This window comes from Bradyrhizobium sp. USDA 4510 (assembly GCF_054059095.1).
Map to the genome: position 1 here is coordinate 3250530 of NZ_JBSSBT010000001.1, position 21558 is coordinate 3272087.

23 protein-coding genes are annotated in these 21558 nt (G+C 65.6%); 8 read left to right on the top strand and 15 right to left on the bottom strand.

Annotated features, from left to right (window positions below):
• Positions 1–5: 5 nt before the first annotated feature.
• The 10 genes from purF to ACVMDN_RS14665 form a co-directional block, all read right to left on the bottom strand.
• Complete coding sequence (gene purF / locus ACVMDN_RS14620) at positions 6–1502, bottom strand: amidophosphoribosyltransferase (RefSeq protein ID WP_456835872.1); 1497 nt, start codon at positions 1500–1502, stop codon at positions 6–8.
• A 64-nt stretch (positions 1503–1566) separates the two neighbouring features.
• On the bottom strand, positions 1567–2202 hold the full coding sequence (locus ACVMDN_RS14625; RefSeq protein ID WP_026192677.1) for a CvpA family protein: 636 nt from the start codon (positions 2200–2202) through the stop codon (positions 1567–1569).
• Between the two features lie 204 nt (positions 2203–2406).
• Positions 2407–3876: a DNA repair protein RadA gene (radA, locus tag ACVMDN_RS14630; protein ID WP_141343102.1), complete on the bottom strand. Its 1470-nt coding sequence runs from the start codon at positions 3874–3876 to the stop codon at positions 2407–2409.
• 99 nt (positions 3877–3975) lie between these two features.
• The gene (locus ACVMDN_RS14635) at positions 3976–4590 is read right to left on the bottom strand and encodes a hypothetical protein (RefSeq protein WP_141343103.1); all 615 of its coding nucleotides are present in this window, start codon (positions 4588–4590) and stop codon (positions 3976–3978) included.
• Positions 4591–4762: 172 nt separating this feature from the next.
• On the bottom strand, positions 4763–5050 hold the full coding sequence (locus tag ACVMDN_RS14640) for a hypothetical protein (protein ID WP_057019868.1): 288 nt from the start codon (positions 5048–5050) through the stop codon (positions 4763–4765).
• 441 nt (positions 5051–5491) lie between these two features.
• On the bottom strand, positions 5492–6217 hold the full coding sequence (locus tag ACVMDN_RS14645) for a sulfite exporter TauE/SafE family protein (protein ID WP_028335150.1): 726 nt from the start codon (positions 6215–6217) through the stop codon (positions 5492–5494).
• A gap of 359 nt (positions 6218–6576) precedes the next feature.
• Positions 6577–7347 carry an exodeoxyribonuclease III gene (locus ACVMDN_RS14650; RefSeq protein WP_456835871.1) on the bottom strand — a complete coding sequence of 257 codons (771 nt, stop codon included), beginning with the start codon at positions 7345–7347 and terminating at the stop codon, positions 6577–6579.
• Positions 7348–7377: 30 nt separating this feature from the next.
• Complete coding sequence (gene alr, locus ACVMDN_RS14655; protein WP_456835120.1) at positions 7378–8682, bottom strand: alanine racemase; 1305 nt, start codon at positions 8680–8682, stop codon at positions 7378–7380.
• A 48-nt stretch (positions 8683–8730) separates the two neighbouring features.
• Entirely contained in the window at positions 8731–10233 is a 1503-nt protein-coding gene (locus tag ACVMDN_RS14660) for a replicative DNA helicase (RefSeq protein ID WP_057019871.1), read from the bottom strand.
• 292 nt (positions 10234–10525) lie between these two features.
• Positions 10526–10648 carry a hypothetical protein gene (locus ACVMDN_RS14665; RefSeq protein WP_256520498.1) on the bottom strand — a complete coding sequence of 41 codons (123 nt, stop codon included), beginning with the start codon at positions 10646–10648 and terminating at the stop codon, positions 10526–10528.
• A gap of 184 nt (positions 10649–10832) precedes the next feature.
• Between ACVMDN_RS14665 and ACVMDN_RS14670 the strand changes: the two genes are divergently transcribed.
• A complete protein-coding gene (locus tag ACVMDN_RS14670; protein ID WP_194295401.1) occupies positions 10833–11003 on the top strand; it encodes a hypothetical protein in 171 nt (56 codons plus the stop codon).
• A gap of 20 nt (positions 11004–11023) precedes the next feature.
• Here the strand turns inward: ACVMDN_RS14670 and ACVMDN_RS14675 are convergent, their stop codons facing one another.
• Complete coding sequence (locus ACVMDN_RS14675) at positions 11024–12277, bottom strand: SAM-dependent methyltransferase (protein WP_141343105.1); 1254 nt, start codon at positions 12275–12277, stop codon at positions 11024–11026.
• 258 nt (positions 12278–12535) lie between these two features.
• Between ACVMDN_RS14675 and ACVMDN_RS14680 the strand changes: the two genes are divergently transcribed.
• From ACVMDN_RS14680 to ACVMDN_RS14690, 3 genes are all read left to right on the top strand, one after another.
• Positions 12536–13495, top strand: coding sequence for a hypothetical protein (locus ACVMDN_RS14680; protein ID WP_310884764.1), 960 nt, complete (start codon positions 12536–12538; stop codon positions 13493–13495).
• Between the two features lie 89 nt (positions 13496–13584).
• Complete coding sequence (locus ACVMDN_RS14685) at positions 13585–14190, top strand: TetR/AcrR family transcriptional regulator (RefSeq protein WP_141343064.1); 606 nt, start codon at positions 13585–13587, stop codon at positions 14188–14190.
• Entirely contained in the window at positions 14187–14648 is a 462-nt protein-coding gene (locus tag ACVMDN_RS14690; RefSeq protein WP_028344793.1) for a PaaI family thioesterase, read from the top strand. Before ACVMDN_RS14685 ends, ACVMDN_RS14690 begins: the two co-directional genes overlap by 4 nt.
• A gap of 49 nt (positions 14649–14697) precedes the next feature.
• Here the strand turns inward: ACVMDN_RS14690 and rplI are convergent, their stop codons facing one another.
• From rplI to rpsF, 4 genes are all read right to left on the bottom strand, one after another.
• Positions 14698–15300 (bottom strand): 50S ribosomal protein L9, encoded by a 603-nt coding sequence (rplI, locus tag ACVMDN_RS14695; protein WP_141343066.1) that lies wholly within the window; start codon positions 15298–15300, stop codon positions 14698–14700.
• A 51-nt stretch (positions 15301–15351) separates the two neighbouring features.
• Positions 15352–16320 carry a hypothetical protein gene (locus ACVMDN_RS14700; protein WP_141343067.1) on the bottom strand — a complete coding sequence of 323 codons (969 nt, stop codon included), beginning with the start codon at positions 16318–16320 and terminating at the stop codon, positions 15352–15354.
• A 126-nt stretch (positions 16321–16446) separates the two neighbouring features.
• Positions 16447–16686, bottom strand: coding sequence for a 30S ribosomal protein S18 (rpsR, locus tag ACVMDN_RS14705; RefSeq protein ID WP_016844287.1), 240 nt, complete (start codon positions 16684–16686; stop codon positions 16447–16449).
• A 6-nt stretch (positions 16687–16692) separates the two neighbouring features.
• Positions 16693–17160: a 30S ribosomal protein S6 gene (gene rpsF, locus ACVMDN_RS14710; RefSeq protein ID WP_026192679.1), complete on the bottom strand. Its 468-nt coding sequence runs from the start codon at positions 17158–17160 to the stop codon at positions 16693–16695.
• A 338-nt stretch (positions 17161–17498) separates the two neighbouring features.
• Between rpsF and ACVMDN_RS14715 the strand changes: the two genes are divergently transcribed.
• The 4 genes from ACVMDN_RS14715 to fabG all read left to right on the top strand — a co-directional run bounded on the left by ACVMDN_RS14715 (position 17499) and on the right by fabG (position 21391).
• Positions 17499–18215 (top strand): TetR/AcrR family transcriptional regulator C-terminal domain-containing protein, encoded by a 717-nt coding sequence (locus tag ACVMDN_RS14715; RefSeq protein ID WP_141343068.1) that lies wholly within the window; start codon positions 17499–17501, stop codon positions 18213–18215.
• Positions 18212–19237 (top strand): fatty acid desaturase family protein, encoded by a 1026-nt coding sequence (locus ACVMDN_RS14720; RefSeq protein WP_076831952.1) that lies wholly within the window; start codon positions 18212–18214, stop codon positions 19235–19237. Before ACVMDN_RS14715 ends, ACVMDN_RS14720 begins: the two co-directional genes overlap by 4 nt.
• A 441-nt stretch (positions 19238–19678) precedes the next feature.
• On the top strand, positions 19679–20632 hold the full coding sequence (gene fabD, locus ACVMDN_RS14725; RefSeq protein WP_456835118.1) for an ACP S-malonyltransferase: 954 nt from the start codon (positions 19679–19681) through the stop codon (positions 20630–20632).
• Between the two features lie 21 nt (positions 20633–20653).
• Positions 20654–21391 (top strand): 3-oxoacyl-[acyl-carrier-protein] reductase, encoded by a 738-nt coding sequence (gene fabG, locus ACVMDN_RS14730; RefSeq protein ID WP_076831958.1) that lies wholly within the window; start codon positions 20654–20656, stop codon positions 21389–21391.
• Positions 21392–21558: the final 167 nt, after the last annotated feature.

The following is a 21558-nucleotide window of genomic DNA, read 5'->3' on the forward strand; positions in this document are numbered from 1 at the left end:
TGTGGCTAGCTCGCCTCCGCCAGCAGCGAGAGCTGGCGCGGCGGGGCCTCGATTTCGCTCTGGTCGGTGAGGTGTGTCGGGTAGGCGCCGGTGAAGCAATGGTCGGCGAATCTCGGATTTGCCGGGTCGCGGCCCTCATAGCCCATCGCGCGGTACATGCCGTCGATCGACAGGAAGGCGAGCGAGTCGGCGCCGATGATGTCGCGCATCTCCTCGAGCGAATGGGTCGCGGCGAGCAGGCCGCCGCGGTCCGGCAGGTCGATGCCGTAATAGTCGGGATAGAGGATCGGCGGCGAGGCGAGGCGGAAATGCACCTCACGGGCGCCGGCGTCGCGCATCATGCGCACGATCTTCTTCGAGGTGGTGCCGCGCACCAGACTGTCGTCGATCAGGATGATGCGCTTGCCCTCGATCGCGGCGCGGTTGGCCGAATGCTTCATGCGCACGCCGAGCTCGCGCACGCTCTGGGTCGGCTGGATGAAGGTGCGGCCGACATAGTGGTTGCGGATGATGCCGAGCTCGAACGGCACGCCGGAATACTGGCTGTAGCCGACCGCGGCGGGCACGCCGGAATCCGGCACCGGCACCACGACGTCGACCTCGGGATGGCTCTCGCGCGCCAGCTGGGCGCCGAACGCCTTGCGCACGTCGTAGACCGAGCGGCCGCCGACGATCGAATCCGGGCGCGCGAAATAGATGTATTCGAAGATGCAGGGCCGGGCCGGCTTCGGCGGGAACGGCTTGTGGCTGTGAGCCCCTCGCTCGTCGAACACGATGATCTCGCCAGGCTCGATGTCGCGGACGTATTTGGCGCCGATCATGTCGAGCGCGCAGGTCTCCGAGGTCAGGATCGGACGGCCGTCGAGATCGCCGAGCACCAGCGGGCGGATGCCGAGCGGGTCGCGCGCGCCGACCAGCTTCTTGTTGGTCAGCGCGACCAGCGCATAGGCGCCCTCGATGGTGCGCAGCGCCTCGATGAAGCGGTCGATGAAGCGGGTGCGCTTGGACTGCGCCACGAGATGCAGGATCACCTCGGTGTCGGTGGTCGATTGCATCATGGCGCCGCCCTTGACCAGCTCGCGGCGCAGGGTCAGGCCGTTGGTGAGGTTGCCGTTGTGGCCGACCGCAAATCCGCCGGCGCTGAGCTCGGCGAACAGCGGCTGCACGTTGCGCAGGATGGTGCCGCCGGTGGTGGAGTAGCGGACATGGCCGACCGCGGCGTTGCCCGGCAGGCGCTCGATCACCTCGCGGCGGGAGAAGGCGTCGCCCACCAGGCCGAGGCGGCGTTCACTGTGGAAGCGGCTGCCGTCGAAGGAGACGATGCCGGCAGCTTCCTGGCCGCGGTGTTGCAGGGCGTGCAGGCCGAGTGCGGTGATCGCGGCGGCCTCGGGATGGTCGAAGATGCCGAACACGCCGCATTCCTCGCGGAGCGAGTCGCCATCGAGGTCGGGGTGGTATCTGAGAGGGTCTTGCAGTTCGATCGGGCCGAGGTCGAGATCCATTTGGTCGGTATGATCCGAAGGGGTCTGCATCTCGTTCATCGCCTCTCGTAAGGGCCCAAATAGTTTATCGGCCCGCGGGTTTCTCGATCAGCTTCTTCAAGCTGTCACGCGCAGGTTTGCTATAGCCATCACCCGACGCCGGCGTCGCCTGATCATTGGTATCGGCCGCAGAATCGTCGTCTGGCTTATTCTTCTTGAACTTCTTTAAGATGGTGTTCTCGGGGTCGTCAGGCAAGAGCGACATCAGCCAATCCCCGGTTCCCTGCAGCACTACGCGGGACTTCGCCCCGGTCACCCAATCGGGCCGCTGCTTGTCCGGAACCAGCCAGGTGAAGAACATGAACGCCACGACCACGATCAGGAGGCCGCGAGCGAGCCCGAACAGGAAGCCAAGGGTGCGGTCGAGCGCGCCGATCCGGGAATCCAGGATCATGTCCGAAATCCGCACCGTGACGATCGAGACCACGATCAGCGTGCCGATGAAGACGCCGGCCACCACGACCACGGCGGCGACCGTGTCGTTGTTGAAATAGGTCTTGGCGGTCGGCAGAAGCTTCGAGAACGCATATAGCGTGACCAAAGCGGCGGCGCCCCAGGCCGCGATCGACAGGATCTCGCGCATGAAGCCGCGCACCATCGCGAGCAGGCCCGAAATCAGCATCACGCCGAGCAGGACGAGATCAAGTATCGTTATGGGCATCGGCTGGTCAGGTCCGCTGGTACGTTTCGGTACGCTGTTAAGGGCTTACGTTGTTAAGGGCTTACGCTGCTAAGGGCTCTCGCGAATCGGCGAAGTCGGTGCCGTCCTAACTGAGGCGCATTGGGGGCATCCGGCAAGGCCAGAGCGCCACCTGTCCCGCGCGGCGGATGTATAGCGGCGGGGGGCTGATACGTCACGCCCGCTTTAGCTGGTCTCGCGACGGAATCGGGCCGGTGTGGCATTTTTCTCAGCCGCATCAGGGCCTCCGGAGCTGCCCTGGTCGCGCCGGCCGCCCCGGGGCGTCCCGCGTGCCGCAATTTCGGCGACCAGCGTGGTGAGATTGCCGACGCTGTTGAGGGTGAGCCCTGAATCGCCGCCGCTCTCGCCGCGGGCCGATTCGGGCAGGATGGCCCGGGCGAAGCCGAGCTTGAGGGCCTCCTTGAGCCGGGCCGGGGTCTGCGCCACCGGGCGGATCGCGCCCGATAGCGAAATCTCGCCGAAATAGACCGCATCCGTCGGCAGCGGCGCGTTCACCAGCGATGAGACCAGCGCGGCCGCCGCGGCAAGGTCCGCGGCCGGTTCCTGGATGCGCAGGCCGCCGGCGACGTTGAGATAGACGTCATGTCCGGACAATTTGACGCCGCAATGCGCTTCGAGCACCGCGAGCACCATCGACAGCCGGCTCGGGTCCCAGCCGACCACGGCGCGGCGTGGCGTGCCGAGCGAGGTCGGTGCCACCAGCGCCTGCAACTCGACCAGCACCGGACGGGTGCCCTCGATGCCGGCGAACACCGCCGTGCCGGGGCTGCCGAGCTCGCGCTCGGAGAGGAACAATTCCGAGGGGTTGGTGACCTCGCGCAGGCCGAGGCCGGTCATCTCGAATACGCCGATCTCGTCGGTCGCGCCAAAACGGTTCTTCACCGAGCGCAGGATGCGGAACTGCTGCGAGCCTTCGCCCTCGAACGACAGAACCGCATCGACCATGTGCTCGACCACGCGGGGACCGGCGATCTGGCCGTCCTTTGTCACATGGCCGACCAGGATGATCGCGGCACCCGTCTTCTTGGCAAAGCGAATGAGGGCCTGCGCCGAGGCGCGGACCTGGGTCACCGTGCCGGGCGCGGATTCCACCGTGTCGGTCCACATGGTCTGGATCGAGTCGATCACGATCAGGCGCGGCACCGCGCCTTCCGATAGCGTCGCGACGATGTCCTCGACCGACGTTTCCGAAGCCAGCTGCACCGGCGCGTCCGCGAGCCCGAGCCGTTCGGCGCGCAGCCGCACCTGGGCGACCGCCTCTTCGCCGGAGATATAGACCGCGCGGTGGCCGGCGCGCGCCATCATGCTGGTCGCCTGGGTCAGCAGCGTCGATTTTCCGATGCCGGGATCGCCGCCGACCAAAAGCACCGAGCCGCGGACGAAGCCGCCGCCAGTGACGCGGTCGAGCTCGGCCATCCCGGACGACAGCCGCGGCGCGTCCTGGGTCTTGCCGGACAGCGATTCCAGCGCAAACGTCCGCCCCTTGCGCTTGCTGCGGATCGAGACCGGCACCGAGCCTGTGGTGTCCTCCTCGGCCAGCGTGTTCCACTCGCCGCAGGAATCGCACTTGCCCTGCCAGCGATTATACGCCGCGCCGCAGTTCTGGCAGACGAAGGAGAGGGTGGATTTGGCCATGGAGCAGGTGAGTCGCGCTGTCGAGCACGATGCATAACACGGTTCGGCCGCCGCGCACGATCCATCGAAGAAGACGAAGCGCGAGATGGCGGGGCCGGCTCAGCGCGAGAACACCCGCGTTCCGCCCGGCCAGCGCGGCTTGTCGCCGACCGGGCTGGCGCCGATTTCCCAGCCGACGCCGCCCCACAGCACGTCGACGGCACCAAGCTCTCCGGCGCTGTCGCGTACGTAAAACACGTTCGGCTTGGCGTTGACCTCCAGCGGGCCATTGCTGCCGCTGGGCTGTCGCCTCAACGCGCACCAGACGTCGGCCAGCCTGCTCTCGTGGCTCTGACCCAGTTTGGCGAGGATCTCCTTGTCGCTCGAGGCTGCGCTCAGGATGAAGGTCTGCAACGATGCGCCGCCGCTATCGTCCTCGATCTTGTTCGTGAAGCGCTGCGCGAAGGTCGCGCCTAACCAGGAAATCCTGACCGGCGCGCTCGAGGCGATGTCCTCCTTGAAATGTTCCCGCGCGACGAATTTTTCGGCGTGAGGAATTGCCGAGGTCGACGACGGATCGGACGGTTCCTCACTTTTTGGCTGCAGGGAACATGCAACGCGGTCAGCAGCGGCAACGGCACCCGGTTGCCCCGGTCTTGTATCGTCTGCCGCGACGCTCAATCCCTGCGTCGCCAGAACAACGGTCAACCACAGGGTGAGGCTTGGTTGGCGCATGTTGTTGTTGTCCCTGAATCCGCTGTGCTCGCGGAGACAAGGTAAACCGCATCTTGCAGATGTAAATCAAAGATCAGGTTTCTGGTTAAGGATAAAAAGTAAGTTCAACTACAGCGCGAATTTGAATCAAATGCGCTTCGCGCAAGGGAACTGCTCTCGTTTGTACGCGCGGTCAAACGTGGATGTCCCGCCTCGACAGCAGCAGCGGCGGATTCTCGCGCGGCGTCAAACTCGTCGGCAGAGCGCGGCAGCATCTCGCCTGCGCGCGCAACGGATCGCTCCAGCTCCAGCGAACCCGCCACGACGGATTGTTGGCGTAGGCCGGAATGCGCCAGACCCAGATCGTCTCGTAGACGCTGTCTCCGAACTGCGCGACATCGGGCCTTGCCGTCGGCCAGAACGCCGAGCCGGCAACGGCGAACGTCACAATCGCCGCAGTCGTGATCATCATCTTGCGCATCGCGCGCCTGCCTTTCCCGCCTGTCGTGGGCTTTGACGACCCGCGACTCCCAATGCTTCGACTTGCGATCCCGCATTCGTCAGGCCGACATCGGCGACATCAGGCGCCGGGCTCTGCGCCCGATCTGCACGCCAGGTGTCGCTGAACCTCGTCGTCTGAACTCTCGGGACTCGCATCCGGGTCGTCGATCAACCCTGTGATGCCTGCTGGAGCAAAGTTCTTTTCCGCAAACGATCAAGTGCAAGTAATGAGATTGTCATAAACGCAGCGGCCGGACGATGGCAATCCGGATAACAACGGAAGGTGAGCGCTCAACAAAACTCTTTCGGGGTACACGCCACCCGATGCGCAAAGCCCCGTAGAATTACGACACCATCGGGAGAATGTTGGTGTTCGTCACGGTGAAATCCGTTTGCCCAGGGCCCGGTCGATGTCGGAATTTTACTGCGTCATTGCAGACCACAACAGCGCCGTGCCCGCCGCCAGCATGATGCCGTCCATGATCAGGCGGAACGACTCCGGCTTCAGCTGCAGCACGAAGCGCTTTGCGATGAAAGCGCCGGCCATCAGCGAGGCGCCGGCGATCAGGCCCTTCAGCGCAATGTCCGGCGTCAGCGCGCCGAAACGCTCGAACGTCACCGACTTGCTGACATAGAGCCCGAGCGAGCTCGCCGCCTCGGTGGCGAGGAACGCGCCCTTGCTGAGACCGTAGAACAGGAACAGCGGCACGCTGAGCGGGCCGGTCGAGGCCACGATGCCGGTGAGGTAGCCGATGAGCGCACCGCCGATTGCGAGATGCCAGAGATTGGCCTTCAGCCTGTGCCGCGCCAGCCAGTGCCGCACCGGCACCATCGCGATCAGGAATACGCCGATCGCTATATCGACCGCATGCGAGGGCAGCGCGAGCAGGGTGCGCGCGCCGAGCGCGGCGGCCGGGATGCCGGTGATCGAGTAGGCGATGCAGGCACGCCAGTCGACCTCGCGCCACCAGGCGAGGATTCGCGACAGATTGGCCATCACGGCGGCGACGGCCATGATCGGCACCGCCTGCTTCGGCCCGTACTGATAGACCAACACCGGCATCAGCATGATCGACGAGCCGGTGCCGACGATGCCGGAAATGGTGCCGGCGACCAGGCCGACGATGAGGACGAAGAGAAAGCCCACCTGCGCGCTCCGGTGAGGTGATCCCGAGCCATGCTGAATGCGTGTCCCGGGAGAGGGGCTCAGTGTGACCTCATGGTTCGAGACGGCGCAAGGGCGCCGCCGAACCATCGACACGCCATCGTGCGCAGCGCAGCAAGACTTGGACAAATCATGTCGCGAGAATGCGGAGGTATGACTCACAGACCGCGCAACACATTTGTTGTCGACCCTGCGAAAGCAGGGACCCATAACCACGAATGCGGATTATTGCGCGCCGCCGGAACGACAAGTCCCGTTCACAACATCGGCCGCGGAGTATGGGTCCCTGCTTTCGCAGGGACGACAGAGTGATTGTGGCGCGAGCGCGACACGCAAACCCGTCACCTCAACACCACCCACGCCGGCGCGTGATCGCTGGCGCCGTCCTCGCCGCGGATGGCGCGGTCGACGCCGGCTTTCACGAGGCGCGGCGCCACTGCGGGGCTGAGCAGGAGATGATCGAGCCGCAGGCCTGCATCGCGTGGCCAGCGCTGGCGCTTGTAGTCCCAGAAGGTGAACATCGGCGCGTCCGGATGCAGCGCGCGGATCGCATCGCACCAGCCCTGATCGACCAGCGCCTTGAAGGCGGCGCGGCTCTTCGGCTGGATCAGCGCATCCTTGTCCCAGGACCGCGTCGGGTAGATGTCGAACGGCGTCGGCGCGACATTGTAGTCGCCGGCGAGCACCACCGGGACGTCCTGCTTGAGCAGCTTGGCGGCATGGGCGCGCAGCCGCTTGAACCAGGCGAGCTTGTAATCGAATTTCGGCCCGGGCTGCGGATTGCCGTTCGGCAGATAGAGGCTGGTGACGACGATGCCGCGCACCGCGGCCTCGATGTAGCGCGCTTCGTGATCGCCGGCATCGCCGGGCAGGGCGGTGCGGATCAGCGCCGGCGCGGCCTTGCGCGCGAGGATGGCGACGCCGTTCCAGGTCTTCTGTCCCTGCCACACCGCGCCGTAGCCGGCCTGCTCGATCGCGGCCGCGGGAAACTCGGCGTCGCTGGCCTTCAGCTCCTGCAGACTGACGATGTCGGGCCTGGCCGATTGCAGCCAGCGCAACAGGTTGGGCAGGCGGCGGTTGACGTTGTTGATGTTGAAGGTCGCGATCTTCATGCGCACCGGCAATCGCGAACCTTGATCATGTCAGGTGGACGTCGCTGTTGGCTCGGCGGCCGGCAGTGGCGGCGGCGCAGCGGGCGCTGCTGTTGGCAAGGCTGGCGGTGCTGCGGGCGTGGCAGCCGGCTCGCTCGTCTCGGCGACCGCGTCGCTTCTCGCGGCGACGGCATCGCCGCCCTTGTAGATGCGCACGAAGCGGCGGCCGAGACTGGTCAACACCTCATAGCCGATGGTGCCGAAATGATGCGCGACCTCGTCGACTGTGATGCCTTCGCCGATCAGCGTCACCATGTGGCCGCGCCGCACGGCATTCTTGTCGAGGTCGGTGACATCGACCGCGATCAGGTCCATCGAGACGCGGCCGGCGATCGGGCAGCGCTTGCCGGCGACCACGACCTCGGCGCCGCGGGTGCCGTCATTGGCGCTGGCGGCGCGGAAATAGCCGTCGGCATAGCCGGCGGCGACGATCGCAAGCCGGGTCGGCCGGCGCGCGGTCCAGGTGCCGCCATAGCCGACGGTCTCGCCGCGGTCGATGTTGCGGATCTGCACGATGCGCGCCTTGAGATCGACCACCTGCTGCATCGGGTTGTCGGCCTCCGGCGTCGGATTGACGCCATAGAGCGCGCAGCCCGGCCGCACCATCTCGAACTGGAATTGCGCGCCGAGAAACACGCCGGAAGAATTCGCCAGCGAGGCCGGCACGCCGGTGAACAGGCTCGCGATCTCGCGGAAGCTCGTAAGCTGCTTGGCGTTGGCGGGATTGTTGAGCAATTCGGCGGAGGCGAGGTGGCTCATGACCAGCGTGATGCCGTGGTCGCCGGCATTGATCCGCGGGATGATGCCCTGCGCCTCGCTGACCGTGAGCCCCAGCCGGTTCATGCCGGTGTCGATATGGATGCCGGCGCCGCCGGACCAGCCGGAGCGGCGGCAGAACACGTCCCATTCGGCGAGCTCGTTGAGATCGCCGATCACCGGCTTGCAATCGATCCTGGCGTAGGCATCGCCGGTGTTCTGGAAGAACCCGCCGAGCGAATACACCGTCGCCTCGGGAGCGGCCGCGCGCACCGCGGCGGCCTCCTCGACGCTGGCGACGAAGAAGGTCTTGCAGCCGGCCTTGGCCAGCGCCCGCGCAACCTGCTCGGCGCCACAGCCATAGGCGTTGGCCTTGACCACGGCGGCGCATTCGGCCGGCACCGCGGTCTTCTCGAGCTTGCGCCAGTTGGCGATGATGGCGTCGAGGTCGATGGTGAGGATACCGCTGGCGGTCGGGTGGGCCGCCAGCAAACTGGCCTCGGATGTCAGCTGCGATTTCGCGTCAGTCACGATGTTCATGGCTCAGTTGTACGCGGGTGCCCTGCGTCGTTCAACCGAGTCCGGATCTCAGTGGCCGTGATCCGGAACCTGACCGTCGGGTGCGAGGTCGCCGAAGCGCGTGACGCTGGCCTCGAAGTGCAGATCGACCGTGCCGGTCGGGCCGTGTCGCTGCTTGCCGATGATGACTTCGGCCTTGCCGTGGGCAAGGTCCATGTCCATCTGCCACTTCTCATATTCCGGCGTGCCCGCGCGCGGCTCCTTGTTGGCGAGGTAGTATTCCTCGCGATAGACGAAGATCACGACGTCGGCGTCCTGCTCGATCGAGCCGGATTCACGCAGGTCGGACAGCTGCGGCCGCTTGTCGTCGCGGTTTTCGACCTGACGCGACAGCTGCGAGAGCGCGATGATCGGAACGTTCAGTTCCTTGGCAAGTGCCTTCAGGTTGGTGGTGATCTCGGTGATTTCCTGCACGCGGTTGTCGTTGCCGCGTTTGCCCGAGCCCTGCAGCAGCTGGATATAGTCGATCACGATCAGGTCGAGGCCCTTCTGGCGCTTGAGCCGTCGCGCCCGCGCGGTGAGCTGCGAGATCGAGAGACCGCCGGTTTCGTCGACGTAGAACGGTAGCGATTGCAGCTCGATCGAACAGTCGCGGATCTTCTCGAAATCGAGCTCGGAGATGCCGCCGCGACGGATCGAGCTCGAGGGGATGCCGGTGCGCTCGGCGAGAATACGGGTGGCGAGCTGTTCGCCGCTCATTTCGCAGGAGAAGAAGCCGACACAGCCGCCATTGACTGCCTTGGTGGTGCCGTCCGCCTGGACTTCCGGCACATAGGCTTTGGCGATGTTGTAGGCGATGTTGGTGGCGAGCGATGTCTTGCCCATGCCGGGACGGCCGGCGAGGATGATGAGGTCGGACGGCTGCAGGCCGCCCATCTTGGCGTCGAGGTCGCGCAGACCGGTCGAAATGCCCGACAGCTTGCCGTCGCGCTGGAACGCCTTCGCCGCCATGTCGACGGCGATCGTCAGTGCCTGCGCGAAGCGCTGGAAGCCGCCGTCATAGCGGCCGGTTTCAGCAAGGCCGTAGAGCTGCCGCTCGGCATCCTCGATCTGGGCGCGCGGCGCGAAGTCGACCGGCGCGTCATAGGCGACGTTGACGATGTCCTCGCCGATCTGGATCAGGTTGCGGCGCAGGCTGAGATCGTAAACGGTGCGTCCGTAGTCCTGCGCGTTGATGATGGTGGTCGCTTCGGCGGCAAGCCGGGCGAGGTACTGGCCGACCGTCATGCCGCCGATGTCGAGCTCGGCCGGCAGGAACGTCTTCAGGGTCACGGGGTTCGCGACCTTGCCCATCCGGATCAGGCTTCCGGCGGTCTCATAGATTTGCTGATGGATGGTTTCGAAGAAGTGCTTCGGCTCCAGGAAATCGGAGACCCGGTAGAAGGCGTCGTTATTGACCAGGATCGCGCCCAGCAGGCCCTGTTCCGCTTCGATGTTGTGCGGCGCACTTCGGTAGGCCGGGGATGCGGCGTCGGGCGCGAGCTTGTGGACGTTCGAATCAATCAAGGCCATGGACGAGCTTATTCTTCTGATTTCGTCGTTACTGAGATTTTCGGCTGTGGGGCGGCGATGAAGCGCCAGCCCGGCACGAAGCGAAAGGACGGATGTTTCTTATGCACGATTCACACAACGCGAGGTGTGAATCCGAAACAGCCGGATGCATTCCGCTTGACTGGGGTTTTGTCCGAAACCGGTCGGGAGCCGGCCGATCAGCACGGTCGTTGGCAAAAATTGGACGCCGCCTGAACCTTTTGCCAGGCGAGCGGACCCATGGAGAGGCGAGGCGGCTGTTGGCGTCGATTTCTCAGACCAGGATGAGGAAGGCCAGCGCGATCAAGGCGGCCACCACACCAGTGGCGATCAGGGCGTAGTCAGTCGCGATATCGCGCTGCGGGTCCAACATCGTCTGGTGTGTTTCTCGGGTCATTCCGGACCACTACGACAGTCCGGGACAGACCTCTGTGAAGCAGATCACATGCGCCGCACTTTTTTTGCGGCAGGTTCGCGGGAACGACCCGGCGGATTCCAGGTTGTCTACGCTCAGGCAAGATACGGCGGCGATGGCTCGAGAGTTTCAGACAGCGCGATCAAGGCTTGGCCGGGCAGATGGCATGGATCGCCGCTGGCTGGCGGCGCTTGTCGATGCCATGGAGCAGGCGGCGCGTCCCGAGGTTCGCAATGTTCCCTGCGATGCCAGCTTGATTTCGGCCGCCGCGGCCCATCTGGCGCGTCCGGCGCCGACCTTTGGCCATTGCGGGTCGGCCTACAGCCTGCGCAACTAGCAGGACCCGTTCCTTCAGACCTATTCGCCGGCGAGTTGCAGCCGGGGCTTGGCCGCGCCGGCCTCCTTCAGCCGCAGGCGGGCTTCTTCGCCGCCGATATAGTCGCGGGTTATCGGGACGATGCCCTGGCGCTTGGTGAGCTGGAGCTGGAAGTTCATCATGTTCTGCACGCGGAACGACATCTCCGACGCAGCCAGGTAGAATTCCCACATCCGGGCAAAGGTCTCGTCGTAGAGCCGCACGGCCTCCTCGCGCCGCGCCATGAAGCGCTCGCGCCATGCCTTCAGCGTCTCGGCATAGTGCAGGCGGAGGATCTCCATGTCGCAGATCAGCAATCCGGCCTTCTCGATCGCCGGCATGACCTCGGACAGCGCCGGAATGTAGCCGCCGGGGAAGATGTATTTCCGGATCCAGGGGCTGGTGACGTCGGGGCCGGTCGAGCGGCCGATCGAGTGCAGCACCATGACACCGTCGTCGCTCAGCAGTTCGGCGCAGCGCGCGAAGAAGGTTTCATAGTAGGCGACCCCGACATGCTCGAACATGCCGACCGAGACGATGCGGTCGAACGGCCCGGGGATGTCGCGATAGTCCTGCAGCAGGAAGCGCGCCGATTGCGCCAGGTTCCGCTCCGCCGCCCGGGCGTTGGAAATTTGCAGCTGCTCGGTCGACAGCGTGACGCCGGTGACGTCGGCGCCGCTCATCTCGGCGAGATAGAGCCCAAGGCCGCCCCAGCCGGAACCGATATCGAGGATGCGGTGCCCGGGCTTGATCAGGAGTTTTGCGGCGAGGTGACGCTTCTTGGCGAGCTGGGCATCGTCCAGCGTCGCGTCCGGCGTCTCGAAATAGGCGCAGCTGTATTGCTTGTCCGCGTCGAGGAAGAGGGAATAGAGGCGGCCGTCGAGATCGTAATGACGGGCGACATTGCTTCTGGATCGGCCGCGCACATTGATCTGCTGGGCGCGGCGTCCGAGGAAGCGTACCCAGGCCTGCAGCCTGGCAAAGTTCGGCAGCATGGCTGCCTGACCCATCAGGACCGCCAGCACGTCGGCGACGGTGCCTTGCTCCACCACGAACGTGCCGTCCATGAAGGCTTCGCCGAGATAAAGTTCGGGATCGACTAGGATGCGTAGTTCCGCCCCTCGCGTCATGAAGCGCACGGCGACCGGTACACCCGTGCCATCACCGCAGATGAACTGAGCGCCGCTCGCGGTCGTGAACGTGATCGAACCGCGGCGGATGAAGCGCCCCAAGAAGTATCGCAACAATCGGTCCATCGAAACACCAACGGAACGGCAAGCTGCACACCGACACCACCGGAGTTGATCACTCCAATGTGTCCCCAACCTCAAGATAGGCAGGGAATTAGATCGCGCTATAGCGTTGTGGTCAAAGCCGATATTCCAAAATGTGACAATTGCGTGGATGCGTCATGGGCGCGCTTCCATTCGCGCGATAATCGGCTAAAAGGTGACCGCCGCGGCCGATCCATCAGGCGCTGGCGGCGATTTTTCCGGAATCTGGAGACTTAAGGAATGTTGAGCCGAGCCCTCAGTCTGGCGACGGTGGCGCTTCTGATTGGCTGCCTGTCAGCCGTATCGGCGCAGGCGCAAAACCTCGAGGCCGGCAAGAGCCCCTCCCAGATCTTCGCAAGCACCTGCACAGCTTGCCACAAGAGCCCGCGCGGCCTGCTGAAATCGGTCCCGGCCGGTTCGCTGCCGGGCTTCCTGCGCCAGCACTACACGACGTCCAGCGACATGGCCGGCGTGCTTGCCTCCTATCTGATTTCGAATGGTGCCAACGATCCGCGCTACCAGGCCAAGGATCAGCCCAGGGGGACTAAGGGCGGTAGGGAAGGCAGGCAGGAGGCGAACCAGTCCCCGGAGCAGCCGTCCGAGCGTCCGGCCCGCCGACGGCACCAGGATGCCGCGCCGCAGGAAGGGGCCAAACCCGATGGCGATGGCTTGAATCCCGAAGGACGTCCAGCTCACCGCGGCAAGCGGATGGCCCGCCCGAGCGAGACGCCGGAAGGCGCGAAGCCGGATGACGGCCAGACGCCGCAGGCCTTGGGCGAGGGCAAGCCGTCGCGTCAGAAGCACGGCCGTCGCGGCAAGCCCGTCGAGGAGCCGAAGTCCGAGGAGACGCCCAAGGGCGCGGCGACCAGCGACGAGCCCAAGACAGACCCCAAGACATCCACCCGGCATGATGACAAGGGTGAAGCCGAGAAGCCGGCGAAGCCTGCCGCCGAGCCCGACACGGCAAAGGTCGACGCGCCCAAGAGCAATGGCGGCGGCGAGCCGGCTGCCGTGCGATCCGATCCGGTTCCGCAGGTCACACCGGCGCCTGCCGCGGCTGCGCCTGCGGCGTCCGAGCCGGCAGCCGCCGCATCTCCCGCTCCGGAGCCAGCCGCGCCGCCGGTGACTGCGACGGCGCCGCCGCCGCCACCGCCCACGACGCCAGGCTCCGGCCCGCCGGAAGCTCCGACCTCGAAGTAATCGCCAACGCCGGGCCGCAAGGTCCGGCGTATTTGTTTGATCATCATTAGAGCAGTGCTCTAGAGTGTTAATCTAGTCAGGAGGACGACTTGAGCACGGCGCGCGAAGATCTGCTGGCAGCGGGACTGGCGGTGTTCGACCGCGACGGATTTGAGGGCGCGACGGTGGCCGAGATTCGCTCCCGCGCCCGCGCGTCCAACGGCAGCTTCTTCCACTTCTTCACCTCGAAGAAGGCGCTCGCCGGCACCCTGTTCCTGGAAATCCTGCAGGCCTATCACGCCACCATCATCAGCTCGGTCGACGCCAGCTGCGGGGCGGGCGAGGGCGTTGAGCGGCTGATCCACGCCCATCTCGATTGGGTCGTGAGCAACCGGCGCGAGGCGCGCTTCCTGTTCGAGATTTCGCGCAGCGAGTGGGGCGAGGAGGTGCGCGGCGCGCAGCGCAGCGAGAATTCGCGGCTCACCGACGGCATCGAGCGCTGGCGTGCGCCGCTGCTCGCGCGCGGCGAATTGCTGCCGATGAGCGCCGTGCTGTTCTTCAGCCAGATCGTCGGGCCGGCGCAGATCTTCTGCCGCGCCTGGCTATCGGGCCGCCATACCGGCGATCCGCGCGAACAGGTCGAGACGCTGATCGCCTGCGCGGTCCGCGCGGTGGTGGCGCCGGGTGCGCCAGAACGAACAGGAGAGACTTCATGAGCGAGACCGATCCGGACTTTGCACCGATCGCGACGCGAATTCGCGACAATGTCGGCCGGCAGGGCTTCATGGGTCTTGTCGGTGCCGAGGTAGCCGAGCTGTCGCGCGGCACCTGCACGCTCGCGGTCGACCGCCGGCCGGAGCTGTTGCAGCAGCATGGCCTGTTTCACGGCGGAGTGACGGCGTTTCTGGTCGACAACGCCACCACGATCGCAGCGGCGACGTCGCGCGGCCAGCCGGCGCTGACGGCGGAATACAAGCTGAACCTGCTGTCGCCGGCCTCGGGCGATCGTCTGATCTGCCGGGCGCGCGTGATCAAGCCGGGACGTCAGGTCGCCGTCGTTGCAGCCGACGTGTTCTGCGTCATCGACGGCAAGGAGAAGCACACCGCGACCGCATTGGCGTCGATCGCCATGCTCGACGACAAGGCGGCGGCACGAATCCAAAGCCCGGCCTGATCGAGGCCGGGCTTCGTAGCGTTTAGTCGGTTGGACGATGGAGAGAAGCTTACTTCTCTTCGGCGGCCGGAGCCGGCGCGGCTTCCTCGTCGTGCTGGACTTCCGGATCGAAGAATTCGCCGGCGGCGGCGAGCGCCTCGGCGGCAGCGTCCTGGTCTTCCTGGCGGGTCGAGATGTCCTCGCCGCGCTTGATCCGCTCGGCCTCTTCGGCGGAGCGGGCGACCGTCACGGTGACGCTGGTCTCGACCTCGGGGTGGACGGCGATCGTCACCTTCTGCGCGCCGATCACCTTGATCGGCGAGTCGAGCCAGACCTGCGGGCGCGACACCGTCACGCCGTCGGCAGCCAGCGCGGCGACGATGTCGCGCACCGTCACCGAGCCGAACAGCTGGCCGGATTCGGAGGCCTGGCGGATGATGACGATGTCGCGGCCGTCGATCTTCTCGGCGACCTTGGCGGCTTCGCCCTTGGCCTGGATGTTGTTGGCCTCGAGCTCGGCCTTCATGCCATCATACTTGGCGCGGTTCGCCTCGGTGGCGCGCAGCGCCTTGCCGCGCTTCAGCAAGAAGTTGCGGGCGAACCCGTCCTTGACGCGCACGACTTCGCCCATTTGGCCAAGCTTGGCAACGCGTTCGAGCAGAATGACTTCCATTTTCGTTCTCCTTTAGATGCAAAGTACGGGTTTAAGTGGTTGGATCGAATCTCAAGCCGCGGGCAAAGGCGGCGGTCTTGTCTGCAGATAGCGCTGGCGCAGCCCGAACACGGCGTCGGCGATGCCGAGCGCGAACATCGCCACGATCGGCCAGCCGAACATGACGACGACCGCATAGATGCCACCGAGCCAGAAGCCGCGATTGGTGAGCGACAGCGTCAAGGTGTGCAGAACGGCGAAGCCGACCAGCGCATAGGCGATTACGAGTGCCGCGGTGACGATCTGCGCCAGCAGCGCAAGCATGCCGCCGATGAAGCTGACGGCGACAGCCGCCAGCAGCGCGACCAACGTCACGGCGGGAAGCGCCGTGGTGCGGAAATCCGGCCATGGCCGGTTCAACCGCCCGGAGGTTTGCGTGATCTTGCCGGCGAGCCAAAGGTTCAGCGTCAGCGTCACCATGGCGATGATGGTCGCCGCGAGCGGCGCGAAGATCACCAACGCGTCGACCAGCCGTTCGATGTCACCGCTGGGCTGCGCTTCGCCGGTGCTGAGCATCTTGAGCAGGCCGCGCCGCAACGTGCCGGTGATCGTGTCGGTATCGGTGCCGAGCGTGAGCAGCGCGGCGGTCGTGGTAACGATGGCGAAGGCTGCAATCCAGAGCAGGATGCGGCCGACGGGGTACCATTCAATCGCTGGCTGCTGCTGCTTGGTGCTGTCGCCGGCTTCGCCCGCGACCGGCCGTCCGAGCAGGGCGAGGTGGCCGAGCCACCAGCCGGGCACGGCGACCATCATGGCAAACGCGATGCTGTAGGGAAGGCCGAAGAGCGTGCCGAGCACGGATGCCGCACCCACTCCACCAATAGCGGCGGCGAGGGGGCCCCAGCCGAGCGCCGCCACCATGATCGGCAGCGGTGCGAGATAGAACAGCAATATCGAGATCGCCGCGCCCGAACTGATCGAGGCGAACATCAGCGCCGACGCGGCGCCGGCTGCGAGTGCAACGGTGAATATTCCGATCATCAGCTGTCCCGCCCCCTTCGAGCGGTTAGGGGTCCTGCATCGAGAACCCCAACCATCGGCGACCGGACGACCCGGAAGCCTTATGAGAATGAGCGGCCGGCGACGTATGCCGCCGGCCGGAAACGATTACCTGATCACGTAAGGCAGCAAGCCGAGGAAGCGCGCGCGCTTGATGGCGCGGGCGAGCTCACGCTGCTTCTTGGCGGACACGGCCGTGATGCGGCTCGGCACGATCTTGCCGCGCTCGGAGACGTAACGCATCAGCAGCTTGGAATCCTTGTAGTCGATCTTCGGCGCATTCGCGCCCGTGAACGGGCAGGACTTGCGACGACGGAAAAACGGACGGCGGGCACCAGCATCAGCCATGATTCATTACTCCTCGGTCGCAGCTTCTTCTTCGCGCGGACGGCGCGGGCCACGGTCGCCACGGAAACCGCCACCATCGCGGTCACCACGGAAGCCGCCTTCGCGGTCGCCACGGAAGCCACCACCACGGTCATCGCGCTCGCGGTCACGGTCGGCCTTGCGCATCATCGCGGACGGGCCTTCCTCGTGCTCTTCGACGCGCACGGTGAGATAGCGGATGACGTCTTCGTTGATCCGCTCCTGACGTTCGATCTCGGTGACGACAGCCGACGGTGCGTCGATGTTCATCAGCACGAAATGCGCCTTGCGGTTCTTGTTCATGCGGTAGGTGAGGGATCGCACGCCCCAGCTCTCGGTCTTGGTGACCTTGCCGCCGCCCTGTTCGACGATCCCCGTCATCTGGGCCGTCAGTTCATCCACCTGCTGGGTGCTCGCATCCTGACGCGCGAGAAAAACATGCTCATAAAGAGGCATGGTTGTCCTTTCCTGTGTTGGCGCGGTTTCCGGCGACAAGCCCTTCGAGACCTTCGGAAAGGACTCGAGCTGCTCAGAAGGCGGGAGCACGGGACGACGGGCCGACTGGCCCTGCCACATCAAAATCAACGGGTGAATTTGCTGAGACCGTCCGTTCAGCTCCCGGCCGGAGCCCACGAATGGCGCGCTTATACGGATTTTGGCCGCGAAAGCAAGGGTTCTCGGTCCCCGGATGTGCGAGGTGTCGTGGCCCTCCAGGCCGTATGACGCAACCTCGGGTGATTTCCCGTTGATTTCTTTGTTTGTATATCATACAAACATCTTTGGGAGGACGAGATATGGGTTCGGAGACCGCCAGCGGCATGTCTGCGCCCGATCCGAAGCACGCGGTCCGCGCGACGCGGTCGGCGGGGCGCAAGATGCGCTCGCTGCTGCTCGATGCCGCCAGCCGCCTGTTCAAGGAACGCGGGCTCTCGGGCACATCGATCTCCGATATCGCCGCGGCCGCGGACGCCTTTCCGAGCCAGATCACCTATTACTTCCGCACCAAGGAAGCGCTGTTCGTCGAAGCGGCCAGCCGCGACATGCTCTATCTCGCGCGCGCGACCGAGCAGGCCGCCCTGAATGCCCACACCCCGCGCGACTACACCCACGCTTTGGCCGAGACCGTGACCGCGACCGACACGGTCGCTTTCTTCGCGGAGGCCTTGACCCTCACGCGGCGCCGGCAGGACCTCGCGCCCCTTGTCGAGCGCACCATCGAACGTCTGCACAGCGAGGGCGCGCGCGCCTATGCGGGCCAGGTCGAGCGGCACGGCTGGCGCTCGCTGCGCGCGCCCGAGGAGAGCTCGCGGCGGTTCTGGGCGATCGCGATCGGCGTGATCGTCGAAGGTTTTGCGATGGGCCGCGCTGCCGACGAGATGTGCCGCGAATTGCTGCGCGCGCTCGGCGAGCAGGCGACATCAACTTCGACGTCGGCCAATGACGGGACGCGGCTGCGCCTGGTCGGCGATCACGACACTTCATCCTCAACGGACGGCGAGACAGGCACATGACCGCGCTTCGCATGCGAGCCCGCGATTTCCTCACCGAGGACGAATTGGTTGCGGTGCGCGAGCGCACGACGTGGAAGGGCGCAGCCCTGATCGTGCATGCCTGGGCGCTGATCCTGGGCGCGATCGCGCTGGTCGCGTGGTGGCCCAATCCGCTGACCTATCTGCTCGCCGTTGCGATCATCGGCTCGCGCCAGCTCGGGCTTGCGATCCTGATGCATGACGGGGCGCACGGCTGTCTGTCGGCGGACGAGAGGACCAACCTGACGCTGAGCCAGTGGTTCTGCGCCTATCCGATCTTCGCGGAGACCCGCGGCTATCGCCGCTATCATCTGCAGCATCATGCGCGGACGCAGCAGGAGGATGATCCCGATCTCGTGCTGTCGGCGCCGTTTCCGATCACGAAGCTGAGCTACCGCCGGAAGTTCTTCCGCGATATCACCGGGCAGACCGGCTACCAGCAGCGCAAGGCGCAATTGCTCAATGCGATCGGGCCGAAGGAGTGGCCGTTGTCGCGGCGCGCCGCCAACTTCTGGCAGAAGCTCGGGCCGCAATGCGTCACCAACGCCTTGCTGTTCGCGGGCCTCGCCGCCGCCGGTGTGTGGTGGGCCTATCCGCTGTTGTGGCTGGTGCCGCTGCTGACCTGGATGATGGTGATCACGCGCATCCGCAACATTGCCGAACACGCCGTCGTGCCCGACAGCTCCGATCCCCTGCGCAACACCCGCACCACGCGGGCCAATGTCCTCGAGCGTCTCTTCATCGCGCCGTACTACGTGAACTATCACCTCGAGCATCACCTGCTGTTCTACGTGCCCTGCTACAACCTGCCGCGCGTCCACCGCATCCTCAGCGAAAGCCGCTATGCCGGCCGGATGGAAGTGCAGCCGGGCTACGCCGCCGTGCTGCGGCTGGCGACCGCCAGGCCCGCCAACGAGGATCGTCCGGGCCAGCTGGTCAACAGCGCACGCCGGGCGAGGGCCGGCGCCGAGGTTAACGCCGACCAGAATGCCGGCGGGTTCTAGTGTGCTGAATGCGAAGTTCGTGCGATTTCGCGGCAGCCACTTTCACGAACTTCGCATTCATAAAGCACACTAGAATCATAAGTTTGCTAGTGTCCTTATCGAATCCGAAGTTCGCTCCGAAGGTGCGGCAAATGATGCGAACTTCGGATTCGGGACACTAGCCCGGAGCCGGGACCGGCATCCCCAGGGTTCCTCTGGCGCGGCTTGACAGCACCGCCTCCGTCAGTGTCTTACGGCCCGGTCCGGGGCCGGTTGCAAGGCTGGGCTGCCAAGCCTGGGCTGCCAAGGCTTGGTTGCCAAGGCCTGATTGCCAAGGCTTGGTTGCAAGGGATTGGCCCGGACCCGCTGTGGCGCGTTTTGCGCGACGCGGATACCGTTTTCCCCTGCGGCAGGCGTAAAGCGCCTGCGCGGAGATCACGCTCAACAAGGTAGGGATCGCCGATGACGGCAGCATTTACGTTTCCCGGGCAGGGCTCGCAGGCGGTTGGCATGGGCAAGGCCCTGGCCGACGCCTTTCCGGCGGCCAGGGCCGTGTTCGACGAGGTCGATTCCGCGCTGGGCGAGAAGCTGACCGCGATCATCTGGGATGGTCCCGGCGAGACATTGCAGCTCACCGAAAATGCCCAGCCCGCCCTGATGGCGGTGTCGATCGCCACATTGCGCGTGCTCGAGAGCGAGGCCGGCTTTTCGGTCGGCCGCAATGCGGCCTTTGTTGCCGGACACTCGCTCGGCGAGTATTCGGCGCTGGCCGCCGCCGGGAGCCTCTCCGTCCGCGACACCGCGCGGCTGCTCCGCACCCGCGGGCTCGCGATGCAGAAGGCGGTGCCGGTCGGCGTCGGTGCGATGGCCGCACTGCTCGGTCTCGACTACGAAACCGCCGTGGCGGTCGCCAACGAGGCGGCGCAGGGACAAGTCTGCCAGGCCGCCAACGACAATGGCGGCGGCCAGGTGGTGGTCTCCGGCGACAAGGCCGCCGTCGATCGCGCGGTCGAAATTGCCAAGACCAAGGGCGCCAAGCGCGCCATGCTGCTGCCGGTGTCGGCGCCGTTCCATTGCAAGCTGATGCAGCCGGCGGCCGATGCGATGGCAGAGGCGCTGTCGGGGGTGACCATCAAGGCGCCCGCGGCGCCGCTGGTCTCCAACGTGCTGGCCTCCGCCATCACCGATCCCGACGAGATCCGCCGCCGCCTGATCGAGCAGGTCACCGGGACGGTGCGCTGGCGCGAGTCGGTTGCCTATATGGCAGGGCAGGGCGTGACGCGGTTCTTCGAGATCGGCGCCGGCAAGGTGCTGAGCGGCCTCGTCAAGCGCATTGCCGACGGCGCGGTCGGCGTGTCCGTCGGCGGTCCGAACGATATCGCTGTGGCCAAGGACGCGCTCGCGGCTTCGGCTTGAAGCAGCCGGAAGGAGAATTCGATGTTTGATCTGACTGGCAAGACGGCGCTCGTCACGGGCGCAACCGGCGGCATCGGCGGCGCGATCGCGCAGGCGCTGCATGCGCAGGGCGCGACGGTAGCGATCTCGGGGACGCGGCGCGAGGTGCTGGACGGCTTCGCGGCCAAGCTCGGCGAGCGCGTGCACGTCCTGCCGTGCAATCTCTCCAGCAAGGATGATGTCGAGGCGCTGGTGCCGGCAGCGGAAGCTGCGATGGGACAGGTCGACATCCTGATCGCCAACGCCGGCATCACCCGCGACAACCTGTTCGTGCAGCTGCGCGACGAGGATTGGGACGACGTGATCGCGGTCAACCTGACCGCGACGTTCCGCCTGGCGCGCGCGGCGACCAAACTGATGATGCGCAAGCGCTTCGGCCGCATCATCGCGATCACCTCGATCGTCGGCGTCACCGGCAATCCGGGGCAGGGCAACTACACCGCGTCGAAGGCCGGCATCATCGGCCTGATCAAGACGCTGGGCGCCGAATACGCCAAGCGCGGCGTGACCGCCAATTGCATCGCGCCGGGTTTCATCAAGACGCCGATGACCGATGCGCTCAACGACAAGCAGCGCGAATCCATCCTGGCGAAGGTTCCTGCGGCGCGGCTCGGAACGCCCGAGGACATCGCCGCCGCGGCGGTCTATCTGGCCTCGAACGAGGCCGCCTACGTCACCGGACAGACGATCCACGTCAACGGCGGGATGGCTATGATTTGAGCTACTGGCCGCCTCTCGCAATGCGGCGAAAAGCCGTTTTCGGGAGCCGGTTCAGGCGTGTAGTCAAGGCTTTGGAAGTATGGTAGCTGAAGCCCCCGTGGATGGGCGAAGAACGCCATTGCAGGATTTTGAAACCCTGTATATTGGCGTGGCGACGCCTGCCGTTC